Source organism: Jannaschia sp. R86511 (assembly GCF_042466345.1).
Lineage (GTDB): Bacteria > Actinomycetota > Actinomycetes > Actinomycetales > JBBAYJ01 > Aquipuribacter.
This window is the reverse complement of sequence record NZ_JAXHCD010000001.1, coordinates 3,069,995-3,085,540: the sequence shown is the minus strand read 5'-3', so window position 1 is coordinate 3,085,540 and position 15,546 is coordinate 3,069,995. Positions and strand designations below refer to the sequence as shown.

Annotated in this window: 12 protein-coding genes and 1 tRNA gene; 5 read left to right on the top strand and 8 right to left on the bottom strand. The window is 72.0% G+C overall.

From position 1 onward, the window contains the following. Positions 1–67: 67 nt before the first annotated feature. A complete protein-coding gene (gene pyk, locus SJY06_RS14495; protein WP_380168249.1) occupies positions 68–1,510 on the top strand; it encodes a pyruvate kinase in 1,443 nt (480 codons plus the stop codon). Between the two features lie 115 nt (positions 1,511–1,625). Here the strand turns inward: pyk and SJY06_RS14490 are convergent. Then, positions 1,626–1,708: transfer RNA gene (locus tag SJY06_RS14490), tRNA-Leu, on the bottom strand. A gap of 56 nt (positions 1,709–1,764) precedes the next feature. Here SJY06_RS14490 and SJY06_RS14485 point away from each other — a divergent pair. Together SJY06_RS14485 and SJY06_RS14480 are read left to right on the top strand one after the other, a co-directional pair. After that, complete coding sequence (locus SJY06_RS14485; RefSeq protein WP_380168248.1) at positions 1,765–2,454, top strand: ANTAR domain-containing response regulator; 690 nt, start codon at positions 1,765–1,767, stop codon at positions 2,452–2,454. Positions 2,455–2,777: 323 nt separating this feature from the next. Then, positions 2,778–3,956: an ABC transporter substrate-binding protein gene (locus tag SJY06_RS14480; protein ID WP_380168247.1), complete on the top strand. Its 1,179-nt coding sequence runs from the start codon at positions 2,778–2,780 to the stop codon at positions 3,954–3,956. Between the two features lie 429 nt (positions 3,957–4,385). Here SJY06_RS14480 and SJY06_RS14475 read toward each other — a convergent pair whose 3' ends face one another. From SJY06_RS14475 to SJY06_RS14450, 6 genes are all read right to left on the bottom strand, one after another. After that, on the bottom strand, positions 4,386–5,183 hold the full coding sequence (locus SJY06_RS14475) for an ABC transporter ATP-binding protein (protein WP_380168246.1): 798 nt from the start codon (positions 5,181–5,183) through the stop codon (positions 4,386–4,388). Then, positions 5,180–6,217: an ABC transporter ATP-binding protein gene (locus SJY06_RS14470; RefSeq protein ID WP_380168245.1), complete on the bottom strand. Its 1,038-nt coding sequence runs from the start codon at positions 6,215–6,217 to the stop codon at positions 5,180–5,182. The genes SJY06_RS14475 and SJY06_RS14470 overlap by 4 nt, the downstream gene beginning before the upstream one ends. Beyond that, positions 6,207–7,199 carry a branched-chain amino acid ABC transporter permease gene (locus SJY06_RS14465; RefSeq protein WP_380168244.1) on the bottom strand — a complete coding sequence of 331 codons (993 nt, stop codon included), beginning with the start codon at positions 7,197–7,199 and terminating at the stop codon, positions 6,207–6,209. Before SJY06_RS14465 ends, SJY06_RS14470 begins: the two co-directional genes overlap by 11 nt. Positions 7,200–7,212: 13 nt before the next feature. Next, positions 7,213–8,562, bottom strand: coding sequence for a hypothetical protein (locus SJY06_RS14460; protein ID WP_380168243.1), 1,350 nt, complete (start codon positions 8,560–8,562; stop codon positions 7,213–7,215). Positions 8,563–8,749: 187 nt separating this feature from the next. Further along, positions 8,750–9,553, bottom strand: coding sequence for a DUF554 family protein (locus tag SJY06_RS14455; protein ID WP_380168242.1), 804 nt, complete (start codon positions 9,551–9,553; stop codon positions 8,750–8,752). 7 nt (positions 9,554–9,560) lie between these two features. Beyond that, positions 9,561–10,001, bottom strand: coding sequence for a hotdog fold thioesterase (locus SJY06_RS14450; RefSeq protein ID WP_380168241.1), 441 nt, complete (start codon positions 9,999–10,001; stop codon positions 9,561–9,563). A 24-nt stretch (positions 10,002–10,025) separates the two neighbouring features. On the opposite strand from SJY06_RS14450, the gene SJY06_RS14445 reads away from it, so the two are divergent. After that, positions 10,026–12,914 carry a DNA polymerase I gene (locus SJY06_RS14445; protein ID WP_380168240.1) on the top strand — a complete coding sequence of 963 codons (2,889 nt, stop codon included), beginning with the start codon at positions 10,026–10,028 and terminating at the stop codon, positions 12,912–12,914. Between the two features lie 19 nt (positions 12,915–12,933). Here the strand turns inward: SJY06_RS14445 and SJY06_RS14440 are convergent, their stop codons facing one another. Next, positions 12,934–13,830, bottom strand: coding sequence for a class I SAM-dependent methyltransferase (locus SJY06_RS14440; RefSeq protein WP_380168239.1), 897 nt, complete (start codon positions 13,828–13,830; stop codon positions 12,934–12,936). Between the two features lie 117 nt (positions 13,831–13,947). Here SJY06_RS14440 and rpsA point away from each other — a divergent pair, with 117 nt between their 5' ends. Next, positions 13,948–15,465, top strand: coding sequence for a 30S ribosomal protein S1 (gene rpsA, locus SJY06_RS14435; protein ID WP_380168238.1), 1,518 nt, complete (start codon positions 13,948–13,950; stop codon positions 15,463–15,465). The last annotated feature ends 81 nt before the right edge of the window (positions 15,466–15,546 follow it).

Below are 15,546 nucleotides of genomic sequence, written 5' to 3'. Positions count from 1 at the left end.
CGCCCCCTGGTCCGAGCCTCGGACCCGGGGGCGTCGGCACGTGAGCCGGACCACTAATCTCGACACCATGCGCCGAGCCAAGATCGTCTGCACCCTGGGTCCCGCCGTCGCCGGAGCGGACAACATCCGCCGGCTCGTGGAGGCGGGCATGGACGTCGCCCGGATGAACTTCAGCCACGGCGACCACTCCGACCACGAGGCCAACCTCGCCGACGTGCGCGCGGCGGCCGAGGCCACCGGGCGCAACGTCGCCGTCCTGCTCGACCTGCAGGGCCCCAAGATCCGGATCGGGCGCTTCACCGAGGGCTCCGTCGTCCTCGAGGTCGGGGCCACCTTCGTCATCACCACCGAGGACGTGCCCGGCGACGTCCACCAGGTCTCGACGACCTACCAGGGTCTGCCCGGCGACGTGTCGCCCGGCGACGACATCCTCATCGACGACGGCCGCCTCGCCCTGCGCGCGGTGTCCGTCGACGGCCCGCGCGTGACGACCGAGGTCGTCGTGGGCGGCAAGGTGTCCAACAACAAGGGCGTCAACCTGCCCGGGGTCGCCGTCAGCGTGCCGGCCCTGACCGAGAAGGACGTCGAGGACCTGCGCTTCGGGCTCTCGCTCGGGGTCGACATCGTCGCCCTGTCCTTCGTCCGCCGCGGGGCCGACGCCGAGGGCGTCCGCGCGATCATGGAGGAGGTGGGTGTCCGTCGCCCGCTCATCGCCAAGGTCGAGAAGCCCCAGGCGGTCGAGCACCTGCGCGAGGTCGTCGACGCCTTCGACGGCATCATGGTCGCGCGCGGCGACCTGGGGGTGGAGCTGCCCCTGTACGAGGTGCCGCTGGTGCAGAAGCGCGCCGTCGAGCTCGCCCGCCGGCAGGCCAAGCCGGTCATCGTCGCCACCCAGATGCTCGAGTCGATGATCACCAACCCGCGCCCGACCCGGGCCGAGGCCAGCGACGTGGCCAACGCCGTCCTCGACGGCGCCGACGCCGTGATGCTGTCCGGTGAGACCAGCGTCGGGGCCTACCCGTTCGACACGGTCCGCACCATGGCCGACATCATCAAGAACACCGAGGAGCACGGTCTGGACCGGATCGCCCCGCTCGGCACGGCCCCCCGGACCAAGGGCGGCGCCATCACCCGCGCCGCGGCCGAGGTCGGCGCCCAGCTGGGGGTCAAGTACCTGTGCTGCTTCAGCCAGTCCGGCGACTCGGCCAAGCGGATGAGCCGGCTGCGCAGCAACATCCCGCTGCTGGTCTTCACGCCGTCGGCCGAGGCGCGCCGCCAGCTCGCGCTGTCGTGGGGGATCGAGGCGCTGCTGGTGCCGACCGTCCAGCACACGGACGACATGGTCCGCCAGGTGGACACGTCGCTGCTGGAGAGCGGTCTGGGCGCCGTGGGCGACGAGGTCGTCATCGTGGCCGGCTCGCCCCCCGGCACCCCGGGCTCGACCAACGCGATGCGGGTGCACCGGGTCGGCGACGCGGTGGCCTCGGCCGCCCCGGCGTACAACAGCTGAGCGGGCCCACCCGGCCCGCTCCGCCCCGGCCGTCCACCGGCCGGGCCGGAGCGCGGTAGCAGCCCACGCACGGACAGACGAGCCCCGACCGGTCAGCCGGTCGGGGCTCGTTCCGTGCCGGCGGCGGGACTCGAACCCGCACGCCCTCTCGAGCAGCGCATTTTGAGTGCGCCGTGTCTGCCGTTCCACCACGCCGGCGGGTGGTGCCGTCTCGCGCGGACGTCGCTCGTTCCGACGGCCGCTAGGCTACCGCCGTGGCTGACAGCGACGACACGCCCGGCGTGAACGACCCCTTCCTCCCTCCGCTGGAGGCCGTCGGGGACCCCGCGCCGGCTCCGACGAGCACGTCCAGCCGCCGTCGGGTGGTGGTCGCGGAGGACGAGGCGCTGATCCGCCTGGACCTGGTCGAGATGCTGACCGAGGCGGGCTACGACGTCGTCGGCGAGGCCGGCGACGGCGAGAGCGCCATGCGCCTGGCCGAGGAGCAGCGACCGGACGTCGTCGTCCTCGACATCAAGATGCCCAAGCTGGACGGCATCACCGCGGCCGAGCGGATCGCCGCCGCCCGCATCGCGCCCGTGGTCCTGCTGACGGCGTTCAGCCAGACCGAGCTGGTGGAGCGCGCCCGCGACGCCGGGGCCATGGCCTACGTCGTGAAGCCGTTCACCGCCGCGGACCTGCTGCCGGCGCTCGAGATCGCGGTCAGCCGCCACAGCGAGCTGCTGCAGCTGGAGGACGAGGTCGCCGACCTCGCCGACCGGCTCGAGACCCGCAAGCTGGTCGAGCGCGCCAAGGCCGCGCTGCAGTCCACGTACGGGATGAGCGAGCCCGAGGCCTTCCGCTGGATCCAGAAGACGTCGATGGACCGCCGGCTGTCGATGCGCGAGGTCGCCTCGGGCGTGCTGGCCGCGGCGGCCAATGCGGGCAAGTCGGGCGGTCGCTGAGCGTCACCGGTCGCGACAGGGTGCCGACCCTTCGGCGGCACGCGTCGTCGCAGGTCACGAACCTGCAACGCCTGGGTAACCGGTGAGTGCGGACTACTGACGCCGACCGATCGGTCGGCTACGTTGCGTCCAGAGCCGCATCGTCCGGTGCCGGCCGTCCTTTGTCCGAAGGAGCACACCCCATGATCCGACGCAGTCGTGGATGGCAGTCTGTCGCCGTCCTCGGTATCGCCGGTCTCGCCCTCGCCGCCTGCGGCGACGGTGAAAGCGACCCCGCGACCTCCGAAGCCGCCCCTGCCGACACCGCCGCCTCCGAGGAGCCCATGGACGACGCGTCGTCCGAGGCGCCCGCCGCGGGTGGCGAGGGTGACGGCACCCTGACCATCGGCACCCTGCTGCCCGAGACCGGCAGCCTCGCGTTCCTCGGGCCGCCCGAGTTCGCCGGCGTCGAGCTGGCCGTGCAGGAGATGAACGAGGGCGGTGGCGTGCTGGACAACGACGTCGTCAAGATCGACGGCGACTCCGGCGACACCACCACCGACATCGCCACGCAGACCACCACGCGTCTGCTGGGCGAGGGCGTGGACGCCATCATCGGCGCCGCCTCCTCCGGCGTGTCCTTCACCGTGATCGACCAGATCACCGGTGCGGGCGTCGTCCACTTCTCCCCGGCCAACACCAGCCCGGACTTCACGGACTACGACGACAACGGGCTGTACTTCCGCACCGCCCCGTCCGACGTCCTCCAGGGCCGCGTCCTCGGTGACCTGCTCGTCCAGGACGGCTGCCTCGACGTCGGGGCCATCGTCCTCGACGACCCGTACGGCACCGGCCTGGCGGAGAACTTCACCGCCTCCCTCGAGGCCGGCGGTGGCGGTCTCGTCGCCGACCCGATCCTCTACCCGGAGGGCACCAGCAACTTCTCCGCCCAGGTGACCCAGGTCGCCGACGCGGGCGCCGAGTGCGTGGTCCTGATCGGCTTCGCCGAGACGGTCCAGATCATCAACGAGATGGTCGCCCAGGGCGTCAACCCCACCGAGGTGCCCACCTACTTCGTGGACGGCAACCTGGCCGGCTACAGCGAGGACCTGCCCGCGGGCACCCTCGAGGGCAACAAGGGCACGCTCCCCGGCGCCGAGGCGTCCGAGGAGTTCCAGACCCGTCTGGTCGACGCCTACGGCCCGCTGGACGACTTCTCCTACGCGGCGGAGTCCTACGACGCGGCCATCGTGATCGGCCTCGCGGCCATCGCGGCGGGCGACGACAGCGGTGCCGCGATCGGTGCGGCCATCCCGGACGTGACGCGTGAGGGCGAGAAGTGCACCACCTTCGCCGACTGCGTCGCGCTGCTCGACGCGGGCACGGACATCGACTACGACGGTGTCTCCGGCCCCATCGAGATGTCCGACAACGGTGACCCGACCGAGGCCACCATCGGCATCTTCGAGTACGACGCCGAGAACAACATCAGCCGTGTCGACAGCCTCTCGGGCACCATCTGAGTCGCGACACAGCAGGAGGTAGGGCCTAGCGCCTGACTCCGACGACGAGGCCCTCCACCCGGCAACGGGTGGGGGGCCTCGTCACGTGACGGGGGTGATCGCGCGCGGTCCGGGCACGCCGCCCCGGGCAGGACCACCGCGCGCGGCCCCGCGCGCGGGCAACCCGGGCCCGCGCCCGTGCCCCCCGTGCCTGCGGCGAGATCGGCCGAACGACGGGCCCCTGCGGCGTGTCGACGTCATCGCGCCGATCTCGCGGGTCACGGGTCGCGGGTGACGGGTCGCGAGGATCGGGGTGGTCCGGCCGGCGGGGTGGGACGTTCCGTGCGGGCTCGGGGTGTCCGGGCGTGCAGTTTCGTCCCACACGCCCGCCCGTACGACGACGCCCGGCCCTCCGAGGGGAGGACCGGGCGTCAGGGGAGCGGAGCGGGGTCAGTCGACCTTGCCCAGCGTCCCCAGGTAGAGCTCGATGACCTTGGGGTCGTTGGCCAGGGCCCGGCCGGCGCCGGTGTAGGCGTTGCGGCCCTGGTCCAGGACGTAGCCGCGGTCGCAGATCTGCAGGCAGCGCCGGGCGTTCTGCTCGACCATGATCACGGACACGCCCGTGGCGTTGATCTCGCGGGTGCGCAGGAACACCTCGTCCTGCTTGGCCGGCGACAGGCCGGCCGACGGCTCGTCGAGCAGCAGGACGCTGGGGTCCATCATGAGCGCGCGGCCCATGGCGACCATCTGCCGCTCACCACCGGACAACGAGCCCGCCCGCTGCGAGCGGCGCTCACCCAGGGTCGGGAACAGGTCGGTGACGACGCCGAAGCGCTCCTTGAACTTCTTGGGCGCCTGGTAGCAGCCCATCTGCATGTTCTCCTCGATGGTCAGGGAGGGGAACACGTTGTTGTTCTGCGGGACGAAGCCGACGCCCTTGCTGACGAGCTTGTTGGCCTTGAGGCCGGTGATCTCCTCACCGCGCAGCGTGATGCTGCCCTCGCGGACCTTGACCAGGCCGAACATGGCCTTCAGCAGCGTGGACTTGCCGGCGCCGTTGGGGCCGATGATCCCGACCAGCTCGCCGGGGGCGGCGTACAGGTCGGTGCCGTTGAGGATGTTGACCCCGGGCAGGTAGCCGGCGACGAGCTCGTCGACCCGCAGGACCGCGTTCTCGGCGCCCTTGAGGTGGTCGTCACGCCCGACGACCGTCGAGCCGCCCGTGGGGGCGGTGGGGGACTGGCTCATGCCTTCTCGGCCTCCGTGCTGCCCGTGGGCTCCTCGTGCGTGTAGTGGTGACCGGGGTCGACCTCCTCCAGCGGCGCGACGTCCAGCGACGCGTCGTGGTGCCCGCCGAGGTAGGCGTCGATGACCGCGGGGTCCGCCATGACCGAGTCCGGCGGGCCCTCGGCGACGATCTTGCCCTGCGCCATGACGATGACCCAGTCGGAGATGTCGCGGACCATGTCCATGTCGTGCTCGACGAACAGCACCGTCATGCCCTGCTCGCGCAGGTCCTTGACGTGCCCCAGCAGGGACTGCGTCAGCGCCGGGTTCACCCCGGCCATCGGCTCGTCGAGCATGACCATCTGCGGCTTGCTCATGAGCGCCCGGGCCATCTCGAGCAGCTTGCGCTGACCGCCGGACAGCGAGCCCGCGAAGTCCTCGCGCTTGGCGTCGAGCTTGAACCGCTTGAGCAGGTCGTCGGCGCGCTCAGTGATCTCGCGCTCCTCGCCGGCCCACAGCGGCTTGAACAGGGCCGCGAAGATGCCCTCGCCGCGCTGCTTCTGCGAGCCCAGCCGCATGTTCTCGATGACCGTCAGGCGCGACAGCGCCTTGGTCAGCTGGAACGTGCGGACCATGCCCTTGCGGGCCACCTTGTGGGCGGCCAGCTTGGAGAACTTCTCGCCGTCGAAGGTCCAGGCCCCCTCGTCGGGCGAGTCGAACCCGGTCAGCAGGTTGAACAGCGTCGTCTTGCCCGCCCCGTTGGGGCCGATCAGCGCGGTGATGGCGTTGCGCTGGATCTCGACGTGCTCGACGTCGACCGCGGTGAGGCCGCCGAAGCGGCGCACCACGTGGTCGGCCACGAGGATGGGGTCCGGCTTCTTCGAGCCCGGGACCCGCGGCACGTCGGCGAGGGCCGCGGTGGCCCGGTCGCGGAACTCCGTGCCGGCGCCCACCTCGTGGTCGACCGCCACGGCCGAGCCCGAGGCGGTGTCCGCGGCCGGGGCCACGGGTGCGCCCGCGTCGCCGGGGCCTGTGTTCGTCTGGTCAGCGGGCATCGAGCACCAGCTCCCTCCGGTCGCCGAGAATTCCCTGTGGGCGGTAGGTCATGAGCAGCATGAGCGCCAGCCCCACCAGGATGAATCGCATCTGACCGACCTGCACGCCGTCCATCAGCCAGGTCGGGATGTAGCCGGCGCCCACGGCGCCGCGCAGGACGGTGTCGGTCAGCGACAGCGTCACCCAGAGGATGACGGCGCCGAGGACCGGGCCCCATACCCGCGCCGCGCCGCCCAGCAGCAGGGCGGTGTAGGCGAGGAAGGTCAGCTGGGTGGCGTAGTTGTCCGGCTGCACCGAGCCGCGCGACAGGCTGAGCACGATGCCGGCCAGGGCGCCGATGAGGCCACCGAGGACCAGCGCCTGCATCTTGTAGGCGAAGATGTTCTTGCCCAGGCTGCGGACGGCGTCCTCGTCCTCGCGGATGCCCTTGAGGACCCGGCCCCAGGGGCTGCGGACCAGCAGCCAGGTCACCAGCAGCGACAGCGCGATCAGCGCGACGCCGACCAGGCGGATCCACAGGCCCCGCTCGCTGTAGGTCCACGGGCCGAAGCCGTAGGTGTCCGAGGGGAACGGGTTGATCGCGTAGAACTCCCGCGCCATGCCGTTGATGCCGTTGGACCCGCCCGTGACCTCGTCGAAGGTGCTCGAGCGAACCACGAAGCGGAAGATCTCCGCCGTGGCGATCGTCGCGATGGCCAGGTAGTCCGCCCGCAGCCGCAGGGTCGGGATGCCGAGCAGCAGGGCCAGCACGGTCGCCGCGGTCAGGGCGACGATCACGCCCAGGAACAGCGGCGCGTCCAGGTATGTGACCGTGATGCCGACGCCGTAGGCGCCCATGGCCACGAACGCGGCCTGGCCGAAGTTGAGCAGGCCGGTGTAGCCGAAGTGCATGTTGAGCCCGATGGCAGCCAGGCAGAACACGATGGTGTCGATGCCGAGGATGTTTCCCAGGGCCGTGTCGAGGATGCTTCCGAAGTCCATGTCAGTACCTTCCTCAGCCGACCCGCTGGCTTCGCCCGAGCAGGCCCTGGGGCCTGACGAGCAGGATGATGATCAGCACGGCGAGGGCGCCGACGTTCTTCAGCTCCGCCGGGATGATCAGCGTGCTGAGCTCGATCAGGAGGCCGACGCTGACGGCGCCGAGCATCGCCCCGAAGGCGGTCCCCAGACCGCCCAGGACGACCGCGGCGAAGATCAGCAGCAGCACCTGGAACCCGAGCAGGTAGTTCATGCCCTGGGTGAGGCCGAACAGCACGCCCGACAGCGCGGCCAGGGCCGTGCCGACGATCCACACGATCCGGATGACGCCGTCGACGTCGATCCCGCTGGCCGCGGCCAGCGCCGGGTTGTCGGAGACCGCTCGCGTCGCCTTGCCGGTCTTGGTGTAGAGCAGCGAGAAGGCGAAGGCCAGGAGCACCACGACCGACAGCACCATGCTGAAGATGTGCGAGGGCGGGATCGTCACCGACCCGATGGGGATGCCGGCCTGGCCGCTGAAGTCGCGGTAGAAGAACGTCTGGCCCGAGAACAGGTACAGGAAGCCGTAGCGCAGGAAGAAGCTGAACCCGATCGAGAAGATCATCATGGCGATCAGGCCGACCTGCTTCTTGCGAAGGTTCCGCCAGATGAAGGTCTCCTGGAACCAGCCGAAGGCCCCGGCGAGCAGGATCGTCAACGGGGCGGCCACCAGCAGGGGCAGCCCGGCGATGACGTGCAGCCCGTAGGCCACCAGGGCGCCGAAGGTCACCAGCTCGCCGTGGGCGAAGTTGGTCAGCCCGGTGGTGCCGAACACCAGCGACAGGCCGATCGCGGCGAGCGCGAGGATCAGACCGAACCGAAGGCCCGACACCGCGTACTGGGGCGCGAGCCGCCAGGGGATGTCGGCGAAGAAGCCGGCTCCCGGGACCTCGACGCCGGAGCCGTCACCCAGACCGGCCTCCAGCCGGAACGCGACGGTGCGGGGGGTGCCCGGCTGGACCGTCGTGGTGAACGGGTTCTCCTCGACGCCCAGGTCGGCGAGCTCCTCCGGGAGCGTCTCCAGGTCGAGCTCGATCTCGTACTCACCGGTCTGCGGGACCGGGAAGCTCACGGTGCCCTCGGCGTCGGTGGTGCCCTCGCCGACGACCTCGCCCTCGAACGAGACGGTGACGTCGACACCGGCCACGTCCTCGCGGGTCTCGTCGTCGCGGACGCGGACGTTGATGGTCTCGCCGTCCTCGGGAGGTGCGCTCGCGGCGAGCACGTCGGGCGGTGGGGCGGTGCTGGTGACCGGCTGCAGCGCTGCGGCGGGGCCGGCGATGGTCAGGGCCAGGATCAGCCCGACGAGCGCGAAAATATGACGCACCCTCGTTCCTCCGTTGGTCGGCAGGGTGTTGCGGCAGGGGACACCCTCGCTGGGTCTCAGCGGGAGTGACCGCCGAACCCTAGCCACAGAAAGTGCGGGTTGGGACCCCACGGCGCCGAAACGACATCGGAAAGTAACCCGGCGCCCGGAACGTCCTGCTGCGCGCTCACGCTGTGGTCGCCGGGTGTCACGTCACGAACGCGCCCACGGCCGCCACCAGCACCGGAGCCACCACCAGGGCGGGCAGCAGGTCGCCGACGGGCACGTCACGCAGGCGCAGCAGCCGCAGGCCGACACCCAGCAGCACCAGGCCGCCCGTGGCCGACAGGGCCGCGACCTGGGCGGCGTCGAGCAGGTCGCCGAGCAGGAACCCCACCACGGTGAGCGTGCCCTGGACGACGGCCACCGACAGGGCGCTCAGCAGCACGCCCGAGCCCAGGGCGGAGGCGAACGCCGCCGCGGCCACCCCGTCCAGCAGCGACTTGACGGCCAGCTCGTCGATCCCGCGGCCCAGCCCGTCGTTGATCGAGCCCAGCACGGTGAGCGGTCCGACGCAGAACACCAGCGACGCCGTGACGAACCCCTCCACGAAGCGGGAGTCGCCGCGGGCGGTCCGTGACCCGGCGTCCGCCTCGGCCGGCTCGGGGTCGCCCGCGGGCTCCGTCCTCCCGCGCAGCAGGACCCGCCGCAGGACGTGCCCGAGCTGTTCCAGCCGGGACTCCACCCGCAGCAGCGCGCCGATGATGCCGCCCAGCAGGGCCGAGCCGATGACGACCAGCGCGGCGCCGGGTCCGACCGCCTCGCTCAGCGCGGGGTCGGCGACGTCCAGGATCGACAGCACCGCGATGGACAGCGTCCCCAGGCCCAGGGCGTCCATGGCCACGAGCCGCACGCGCTCCGGCAGCCGTGACCCCAGCAGCAGCCCGATGGTGCCGCCGAGCAGCACGGTGAGGACGTTGAGGACCGTCCCCGCGCCGACGAACAGCGTCACCGCCGGCTCAGCCGGACGAGCCGGGGACGGCGTCGCGCAGCAGGCAGGTGATGCGCGCGGTGCAGACCCGGCGCCCGGCGTCGTCGCTCACCACGACCTCGTAGCTGGCCAGGGTGCGGCCCGTCTGCAGCGCGGTGGCGACGGCCGTGACCACCCCCGAGCGCGCCGCGCGGTGGTGGGTGGCGTTGATGTCGACCCCCACGGCGACGCGCCCCTCGCCGGCGGCCAGCATGGCCCCGAACGAGCCGAGCGTCTCCGCCAGCGCCACGCTGGCCCCGCCGTGCAGCAGGCCGTAGGGCTGGGTGTTGCCCGCCACGGGCATGGTCGCGACGAGGCGCTCGGCCGACACCTCGACGAACTCGATGCCCAGCCGCTCGATCAACGTGCCGGGGACGGCCGCCAGGACGGTCTCGAGGGCGTCGGCCGGGTGGTCTGCGTGGTCCGTCACACCCAGAAGCCTAGGGTTGCCGCCGTGGGACGCCTGCTGCTCGTCGACGGTCATTCGCTCGCCTACCGGGCCTTCTACGCCCTGCCGACCGAGAACTTCTCGACCTCGACGGGGCAGACCACCAACGCGGTGTACGGCTTCACGTCGATGCTGATCAACGTGCTGCGGGACGAGGCGCCCACGCACCTGGCGGTCGCCTTCGACGTGTCCAAGCAGACGTTCCGGCTCACGGAGTACCCGGAGTACAAGGCCGGGCGCTCGGTCAGCCCGCCGGAGTTCCCGGGGCAGATCCCGCTCATCCGCGAGGTGCTGGGCGCCATGGGCGTGTCCATCGTCACCGCCGAGGGCTTCGAGGCCGACGACGTCATCTGCACCCTGACCAAGCAGGCCCGGGCCGCCGGGCACGACGTGCTCGTGGTCACCGGCGACCGTGACGCGTTCCAGCTGGTGGACGAGCACGTCACCGTGCTCTACCCGGTCCGGGGCGTGTCGGAGCTGACGCGCATGACCCCCGCGGCGGTGGAGGCCAAGTACGGCGTCCCGCCGCAGCGCTACCCGGACCTGGCCGCCCTGGTCGGCGAGACCAGCGACAACCTGCCGGGCGTGCCCGGCGTCGGGCCCAAGACCGCCGCCAAGTGGATCACCCAGTACGACGGGCTCACGGGGGTCGTGGCCAACGCCGACACGATCAAGGGCAAGGCCGGGGAGAACCTGCGGGCCCACCTGTCCGACGTCGAGCGCAACCGGCGGCTCAACCGGCTCGTCGACGACCTGCCGCTCGGGGTCGAGGTCGACGCGCTGGAGCGGCCGGCCTGGGACCGCGACGCCATCCACCGGGTGTTCGACGGCCTGGAGTTCCGGGTCCTGCGCGAGCGGCTGTTCGAGACCCTCGACAACGACGAGCCCGAGGTCACCGGGGGCTTCTCGATCGAGGTGGCCCGCCCCACCGGCGAGGACGTGGCCGCCTGGACGGGCGCCGTCCCCGCCGGGGCGCGGGTGGGGGCGGAGGTCGTGCTGGCCGCCGACCTGTCCGGGCCCGGCAGTCCCACCAGCCCGGCCGCGCTGGACGGCGTCGCGGTCGCCGCGCCCGACGGGTCGGTGGCGGTCCTCGACGTGGCCGACCTGCTGCACTGGGTCGCCTCGCCCACCGGCCCGGCCCTGGTCCTGCACGACGCCAAGCCGCAGCTGCACGCGCTGGCCCGGGCGGCCTGGGCTCGCGGGCTGGCCCAGGTGGCCGAGGACGCCGCCGACGACGACCCCGCCACCACGGGGCAGGGCACGCCGGGTGGTGACGCGGGCGCGCCGGACCACGTGAGCGAGGACGGCACGACCGGTTCCCGGGGGCTGGCGTCGGCGATCGCGGGGCTGCCGGCGGGCGACACGTCGCTCGCGGCGTACCTGTGCCGGCCCGACCAGCGCTCCTACGACCTCGCCGACCTGTCCGTGCGCCACCTGGGGCGGACGCTGGTCACGGCCGAGCCGGCCACCGAGGACGTCCCCGCCGAGGAGCAGCTGAGCCTGGGGTTCGACGGGTCCGAGGCCGCCGACGCCGAGGACAGCCCCGAGGACCTCGTCCTGGCGGCACGGGCGCGGCGCGACATGCGCGCGGGCATCCGGGCCGCGGCCGTGGCCGAGCTGGACGCCGTGCTGCTGGCCGAGCTGGAGCAGCGGGAGGGCACCGCCCTGCTGGCCGACCTCGAGCTGCCGCTGGAGCGGGTGCTGGTCCGCATGGAGAGCACCGGCATCGCCGTGGACGTCGAGCACCTGCAGGGCCTGCGGGAGCACTACGACATGCGGGTCTCGGAGGCCGCCCGGCTGGCGTTCGCCGAGATCGACGAGCAGATCAACCTGGGCTCGCCCAAGCAGCTGCAGCGGGTGCTGTTCGAGAAGCTCGAGATGCCCAAGACCAAGCGGACCAAGACGGGCTGGACCACCGACGCCGAGGCGCTGCAGGACCTCTACGAGTCGACCGAGCACCCGTTCCTGCTGCACCTGCTGGAGCACCGCGACGCGATCAGGCTGCGGCAGACGGTCGAGGGGCTGCTGGCCTCGGTGGCCGACGACGGCCGGATCCGGACCACGTTCCAGCAGACCATCGCCGCGACGGGCCGGCTGTCCTCGACCGAGCCCAACCTGCAGAACATCCCCATCCGGACCGAGGAGGGGCGGCGGATCCGCAGCGGTTTCGTCGTGGGGGCCGACGCGGACGGGCCGCTGGAGTGCCTGATGAGCGCGGACTACTCCCAGATCGAGATGCGGATCATGGCCCACCTGTCGGGCGACGAGGGCCTGATCGAGGCCTTCACGGCGGGGGAGGACCTGCACCGGTTCGTGGGTTCCCGGGTGTTCCAGGTCGAGCCGGCCGACGTGACGCCCGAGATGCGCTCCAAGGTCAAGGCCATGAGCTACGGGCTCGCCTACGGGCTGAGCGCGTTCGGCCTGTCGCGGCAGCTGCGGACCTCGGTCGAGGAGTCGCGAGGGCTCATGGACGAGTACTTCGAGCGCTTCGGCGGGGTGCGCGACTACCTGCGCAGCGTGGTCGACGAGGCGCGCAAGGACGGCTGGACGGCGACGCTGCTGGGTCGTCGCCGCTACCTGCCCGACCTGACCAGCGACAACCGGCAGCGGCGCGAGGCGGCCGAGCGGATGGCGCTCAACGCGCCGATCCAGGGCTCGGCGGCCGACCTGATCAAGGTGGCGATGCTGCGGGTGCAGGAAGGCCTGGACGCCGCCGGCCTGCGCTCGCGGATGCTGCTGCAGGTGCACGACGAGCTCGTGCTGGAGGTCGCGGCCGGTGAGCTCGAGCAGGTGCAGGAGCTGGTCGTGGCCCAGATGGGCGGCGCCGCGGACCTGCGGGTGCCGCTCGAGGTGTCCGTGGGCCTCGGCCGGTCGTGGTTCGACGCGGCCCACTGAGCGCCGGCCGCACCGGGCCCTACCCGACGGTCGCGGCCGGGCGACGGGTGACGAGGATCGCGGTGCCGGGCAGGTACTGCCCGCGCAGCGGCGACCAGCCACCCCAGGTGTCGGTGAGCCTCTCGGGCCACTCCGGCTCCACCAGGTCGTCCAGGACGAGCCCCGCGGCCCGGACCAGTCGCACCCAGTCGCCCACCGTGCGGTGGTACTCCGCGTAGTCCAGTCGGCCGTCGGGGGCGTGCTCCACGTAGGGGCGCCGGTCGAAGTACGACAGCGACACCCGCAGGCCGTCCCAGCCCGGGTCGTCGGGCAGCGCCCAGCGGAAGGGGTGCGTGACGCTGGCCACGAACCGGCCCCCCGGGCGCAGCACGCGTGCGACCTCGCGCAGCACCGCGCCGGCGTCGGCGACGAAGGGCAGCGCCCCGTAGGCGGAGAACGCGTGGTCGACGCAGCCGTCGGCCAGGGGGAGCGCGCAGGCGTCGGCCTGCAGGGCGGGCACGACCGGGCCCCGCATGGCGAGCATGGCCGTCGACAGGTCGAGGGCCACCACGCGGGCCCCCTGCTCGGCCAGCCACCGGCTGCCCTGGGCCGCACCCGCGCCGACCTCCAGGACCCGGGTGCCGGCCAGGTCCTCCGGCCGGCCCAGCAGGCCCGCGTCGGCCTCGTCCAGGCCCTCCGGGCACCAGATGAGCCGGGCCGGGAGCGCGGCCGGGTGGGTGCTGGCTGCCTCGTCGGTGGACGCATCGGTGCTGGCCGGGTCGGTGCTGCCCGGTCCCGTCCCACCGGGCCGGCCGGCCAGGAACGCGGCGTGCTCGGCCTGGTAGCCGGCGGCCTCCCGGTCCCACCAGGTCCGGTTGGCGCGGACCGCGTCGGCGGGGTCGACGTCGTCGGACAGGCCGGCGGAGGTGTCGTGCACCCGGTCAGGGTGCCAGAGGGCCGCGTTGACCCTGCCCGACGGGGATCGATAGACTGTCGGCGCGCGCGCCCGTGCGCTATCGATCCCACCTAATCCATCAGCCGGAGCCCCTACTTCATGACCACCACCACGACTGCACCTGCGAGCAGCTCCCGCGTCGCGATCGTCGCCGTCAACGACATCGGCAGCGCCGAGGACTTCCTCGCAGCGGTCGACGAGACCATCAAGTACTTCGGGGACGGCGACCTCGTCTCCGGCACCATCGTCAAGGTCGACCGCGACGAGGTCCTCCTCGACATCGGTTACAAGACCGAGGGTGTCATCCCCAGCCGCGAGCTCTCGATCAAGCACGACGTCGACCCCAACGAGGTCGTCAGCGTCGGCGACGAGGTCGAGGCCCTGGTCCTCCAGAAGGAGGACAAGGAAGGCCGTCTGATCCTGTCCAAGAAGCGCGCGCAGTACGAGCGTGCCTGGGGCAAGATCGAGACGATCAAGGAAGAGGACGGCGTCGTCTCCGGCACCGTCATCGAGGTCGTCAAGGGTGGGCTCATCCTCGACATCGGCCTGCGCGGCTTCCTGCCTGCCTCCCTGGTCGAGATGCGTCGCGTCCGCGACCTCCAGCCCTACGTGGGCAAGGAGCTCGAGGCCAAGATCATCGAGCTGGACAAGAACCGCAACAACGTGGTCCTGTCCCGCCGCGCCTGGCTCGAGCAGACCCAGTCCGAGGTCCGCACCTCGTTCCTCAAGCAGCTGGCCCGGGGCCAGATCCGCACCGGTGTCGTGTCCTCGACCGTCAACTTCGGCGCGTTCGTCGACCTCGGCGGTGTCGACGGCCTGGTGCACGTCTCCGAGCTGTCCTGGAAGCACATCGACCACCCCACCGAGGTCGTCGAGATCGGCCAGGAGGTCACGGTCGAGGTGCTCGACATCGACATGGAGCGCGAGCGCGTCTCCCTGTCGCTGAAGGCCACCCAGGAAGACCCGTGGCAGCACTTCGCCCGCACGCACGGCCTCGGCCAGGTCGTGCCCGGCAAGGTCACCAAGCTGGTCCCCTTCGGCGCGTTCGTCCGCGTCGAGGACGGCATCGAGGGCCTGGTCCACATCTCCGAGCTGGCCGAGCGCCACGTGGAGATCCCGGAGCAGGTCGTCCAGGTCGGCGACGACATCTTCGTCAAGGTCATCGACGTCGACCTCGAGCGTCGCCGGATCTCGCTGTCGCTCAAGCAGGCCAACGACGGCGGCATCGCCGACGAGTCGGCCGAGTTCGACCCGACGCTCTACGGCATGGCCGCGGAGTACGACGAGCAGGGCAACTACAAGTACCCGGACGGCTTCGACCCCGAGACGGGCGAGTGGCTCCCGGGCTACGAGACCCAGCAGGCCGAGTGGGAGAAGCAGTACGCCGAGGCGCAGAAGCGCTGGGAGGCCCACAAGGAGCAGGTCGTGTCGGCTCAGAAGGCCGAGCTCGAGGCCGGTTCCGCCACGGCGGCGACCAGCTCCAGCACGCCCAGCTCCGGAAGCTCGAGCGCCTCGTCGTTCAGCTCCGGCGGCGACGACGACAGCGAGTCCGGCGGCGGCACGCTCGCCTCGGACGAGGCCCTGGCCGCGCTGCGCGAGAAGCTCACCGGCCGCTGACCGGCACCAGCACCAACGTCTGAGCGGCGTCAGCGCCGCCTGACGGCACGTCGACGGAGGCCCGTCCCCCAGCCGGGGGGC